Below are 2,217 nucleotides of genomic sequence, written 5' to 3' on the forward strand. Positions count from 1 at the left end.
GCTGGGACCGGGAGGCCCGGGTGCGGATGCCGGTGCGGGTCTGGCGGGAGGCGATGGACCGGCACTTCCCCGGCAGCGGCTGGCTGCGGCTGCCGGACGAGGTCATGGACGAGCTGCTGGCCTACCGTTCCCGGCGGGCCCTGCCCTCCTGGGAGGCGACGGTGCGCGAGCTGCTCGCGGCCGCGGCGGTCGAGGAGACGGTCCGGTGAGCGGCTTCCCGGAGCGGATCGAGCGCGGCTTCGCGGCCGCCCGGCAGATCGCCGACGCGGTGCTGCTGGAGGGCTACGTGCTCTACCCGTACCGCGCCTCGGCGGCCAAGAACCGGCTGCGCTGGCAGTTCGGCGTCCTGGTGCCGCCCGACTACACCGAGCAGGGCGGCGAGCACTCCCACCAGCGCACCGAGTGCCTGATGGAGGCACGCGGCGGGGATCTGCTGGCGGTCGAGCTGCGCTTCCTGCGGGTCCAGCGGCGCACCGTCGAACGGGCCACCGCCGCCGGCTTCACGTCCGTGGAGCGGCTGAAGCTCGCCGACCGGGACCTCGTCGAGTGGGACGAGGGCGTCGAGGAGCGGATCGAACTCCTGCTGCCGGTCGAGGAGTTGGCCGGTGAGGGGGTGCAGCGGCCGTTCCGGCTGCCGGGCGTCGGCGAGACCGGGCTGGTGCACGAGGAGGGCACCGTCGTCGGTCGGCTGGTGCGGCGGCGCGAACAGGTCGACGGCCTGGTCTGGCTGCGGGCCGAGGAACTGCCCGGCCCGTACCGGGCGCAGCGGCTGACCGTGGAGGTGGAGAACACCTCCCCCTGGACGCCGTCCCGGGAGGCCACCCGCGAGCAGGCACTGCCGCGCTCGCTGGTCTCCGCCCACCTGCTGCTCGGGCTGGAGCACGGCCGCTTCCTGTCCGTCACCGACCCGCCCGAGTGGGCCCGCCCCGCCGCCGAGCGGTGCCGCAACGAGCGCACCTGGCCGGTGCTGGTCGGTCCGGACGGCGATCGCGGGGTGCTGCTGTCCTCGCCGATCATCCTGGAGGATCACCCGCGGATCGCCCCGGAGAGCCTCGGCACCCTGTACGACGCCACCGAGATCGACGAGATCCTGGCGCTGCGGACGGCGGCCCTGACCGAGGAGGAGAAGCGGGAGGCCCGCGGCACCGACGAGCGGGCCGGCGCGGTGATCGACCTGGCCGAGTCCATGCCGCCCGAGGTGCTGGAGCGGCTGCACGGGGCGATCCGCGGGCTGCGCGCGGTCACCGAGGGCGGCGCGGACCGGCCGGAACAGCCCTGGTGGGACCCGGGCGACGACCCGGAGGTCGACCCCGAGCAGGACCGGGTGCTGATCGACGGCCGCGAGGTCGGCGCCGGCAGCCGGGTGGTCCTGCGGCCCGGACGGCGGCGCACCGACGCCCAGGACCTCTTCCTGGACGGGCGGACCGGCGTCGTGGAGGCGGTGCTGCACGACCTCGACGGCTCGGTGCACCTGGCCGTCACGGTGGAGGACGACCCGGGCGCCGACCTGTGGCGGGCCCAGGGGCGCTTCCGGTACTTCCAGCCCGACGAGGTCACGCCGCTGGAGGAGTCATGACGGACCGGACGGTGCTGGTCGCCGGGGTCGGCAACATCTTCCTCGGCGACGACGGCTTCGGGGTCGAGACCGTCCGCAGGCTGTCCGCCCACCCGCTGCCGGCGGGCGTCGAGGTGGTCGACGTCGGCGTGCGCGGCGTGGACCTCGCGTACCGGCTGCTCGACGGCTACCGCACCGCCGTCCTGGTGGACGCCACCTGCCGGGGCGGGACACCCGGCACCGTCTACCTGATCGAGGCGGACGTCGAACAGCCGCTGGAGGTGCCAGTCCTGGACGGCCACCGGATGGGGCCGGACGCCGTACTGGCGCTGCTCGCCACGCTCGCCGCCGGCACCGGCACAGAGCCGCCCGGCCGGGTGCTGGTGGTCGGCTGCGAGCCGGCCTCGCTGGAGGAGGGCATCGGGCTGAGCGAGCCCGTAGCCGCCGCCCTGGAGGAGGCGGTCCGAGTGGTCCTGCGCGTCGTGGAAGAGGCCGCGCAGCCGGAGAAGGAGACAACACCATGCTGAGGAAACTGTTCTGCGTCGCCCTGTTGGCAGGGATCGGCGCACTGGTCTGGCAGAGCCTGCCGGACATCAGGCGGTACCTGCACATCTCCCGGATGTGAGGCGCGGATTGCTGCGAACGGTGCAGCCCCGCAGGCG

The 2,217-nt window shown here is 74.5% G+C and carries 4 protein-coding genes; all 4 read left to right on the top strand.

All coding sequences use genetic code 11. The features are described 5' to 3' along the window. Positions 1–209, top strand: a 209-nt coding sequence (locus ACFU7Y_RS43205; protein WP_380771941.1) for a DUF6084 family protein, incomplete at its 5' end; no start/stop codon positions are given. Beyond that, entirely contained in the window at positions 206–1,576 is a 1,371-nt protein-coding gene (locus ACFU7Y_RS43210; RefSeq protein ID WP_380771942.1) for a hypothetical protein, read from the top strand. The genes ACFU7Y_RS43205 and ACFU7Y_RS43210, both read left to right, overlap by 4 nt. Beyond that, a complete protein-coding gene (locus tag ACFU7Y_RS43215) occupies positions 1,573–2,082 on the top strand; it encodes a hydrogenase maturation protease (protein WP_224278506.1) in 510 nt (169 codons plus the stop codon). The genes ACFU7Y_RS43210 and ACFU7Y_RS43215 overlap by 4 nt, the downstream gene beginning before the upstream one ends. Further along, positions 2,076–2,180 (top strand): DUF6893 family small protein, encoded by a 105-nt coding sequence (locus tag ACFU7Y_RS43220; RefSeq protein ID WP_374119945.1) that lies wholly within the window; start codon positions 2,076–2,078, stop codon positions 2,178–2,180. The genes ACFU7Y_RS43215 and ACFU7Y_RS43220 overlap by 7 nt, the downstream gene beginning before the upstream one ends. Positions 2,181–2,217: the final 37 nt, after the last annotated feature.

The organism is Kitasatospora sp. NPDC057542, from assembly GCF_042801945.1.
Classification (GTDB): domain Bacteria; phylum Actinomycetota; class Actinomycetes; order Streptomycetales; family Streptomycetaceae; genus Kitasatospora.